1 protein-coding gene is annotated in these 1,879 nt (G+C 58.6%); it reads right to left on the bottom strand.

Annotated elements, in window-relative coordinates; genetic code table 11:
• Nucleotides 1-1,879: ImcF-related family protein (locus tag AM629_RS20970; RefSeq protein ID WP_476704005.1), on the bottom strand; the 1,879-nt coding region annotated here is incomplete at both ends.

Raw genomic sequence — 1,879 nt, 5'->3', positions numbered from 1 at the left:
GTTTTGTTGTTTAGCAGCGTGTTGGCCGATTTCACCAGCCGGTCGGATAAAGCCGGCCCGCGCTGACCCGTTTGTCCCTGATACGCCACCGTGTTCATTAGCGCCATCAGCGGGGACTGACGGGTATCTGCCATCAGGGTTAACTGGTCTGTCACCTCAGCCATATTACCGGCTTTATTCCAGCGCAGACTGTTCAGAAACGTCTGCCACGCCCCGGCAAAATCGGTAAAGTAACGTTCGGTCAGCCGGGCTTTTAACTCCGCCGGTGACACCGCCGCCGATATGGCCTGCCGGTTATCACTCAGCACCCAGTCAATCGCTTCGCGCCGCGAGGCCACCGCCTTGCCAATCGCGGGCTGTATCTGCCCCTCCCATGCCTGACGGGTAAACATCCCTGGCACCACTTTATCCGTCGTCAACAACCGTTCGGCTTCCGTGTCACCGGTCATCTGCTGTAACGTGACGTCGGCATAATCCTTCGCCACCGATTGCAGCATCTGCTGGTAGAGCGTGGCATCTGCATTACGCCGGCCTAACTGGGTCAGCAGTTTCTGCCGCACCTGCCTGACCAGCTCAGTATCCGGGGTTATCCGCCATTCCGGATGTACCGACAAATTTTGCGCGTAAAAATCCCATAAATCGGACGCGGCACTCAGCCAGACACCCGGCGCAATGCCGGCTCGGACGGGTTCATTGTCACTGAGTATCCGGGTTAAAAATGCCGCCTCCGCTTTCTCCGGACGCGCCATCATCAGATAAGCTTTCAACAGGTCATGACCGGCGGCCACCCGACCGGCCCATAACGGACTGTTCGGCGGTAAATTCACCAGAGTACGCAGTTTTGCCTGCAACACCGAGGCAGCTTTATCCCGTATCAGGCGGTTATTCATCACGGTGTAATCCGGCATCACCCCCGTCAGCAGCCTCTCATTCTGATTGAGACCAAAACGCTGATACCAGGGCGCCCCGTGCTCCACCCGGTATTGCAACCGGCCCATTTCATTACGCAGGGTTTTTAACGCCATCAGTTCACCCTCAGACCCGACCGGGTGCGTTTTCAGGTCAGTCACCGCCGTCTGTACTCCCCTTATCTGGTCACGGTTAGTGAAAAACGACAGCACACTGCCCGCGCCCCACAGTAACGCCAGTGCCATCAGACCGTGATAAACCTGCCGTTTCCGGCTCAGCCCCATCCGCCTGCCGGGCGCCCGCCGGCTGTCACGGAGTACCCCCTGCCACACCGGGTCCGGCAGCCAGCTCTGGGGCGCACCGTCTTGATTGACCCTGACCGGCAAACTGAACATCAGCCCTCGCAACACCACCACATCCGCATATTCCTTCAACACCGGGGTCAGGACATCACGCCAGTGAGTAATCCCCTTGTTTTCCAGCGTTGATGACAGGCGATACAAAAAATCGTGGGCGTTCTTTGCCAGCAGTTGCTGCATGCCCTGCCGGCGCATCGGGTCAATCAGCCGCTGTAATTGTTCTGCCACCCCTTCCGGCGTACCGCGTTCCGGGAAAAAGCAGCCCACCGGTTGAGTGATACGGTCTTCCTGCGACCAGATGCTGTGACACACTTGCCACAGATAAACCGGCGCCTGCCAATGTAACTGCTGGGCCTGTTTCTGTAACATCCGCAGGGCTTTATCCATCAGAACCGGCTGGGCGCTCTGGGCTTCGGTCAGCGCCCAGACCACCCCATTCAGTGGCCGGAAATGCCGTAACCGACGCAGGGCCGCCAGCTGAGCAGCATCCGGTTCAGTTTGTAAACTGCCGCCGTACACCAGCAAAGTACGATGCCCCTCCAGCCAGTGTTGGGTCGTCAGCCCCGGCGCAATGGCTTCCACCTGTTCCACCTCGCCCATCACCAGTAAGA

This window comes from Photorhabdus heterorhabditis (assembly GCF_001280945.1).
Taxonomy (GTDB): domain Bacteria; phylum Pseudomonadota; class Gammaproteobacteria; order Enterobacterales; family Enterobacteriaceae; genus Photorhabdus; species Photorhabdus heterorhabditis.
Note: the sequence above shows the minus strand (reverse complement) of the source record. Positions and strands in the feature narration are given on the sequence as shown.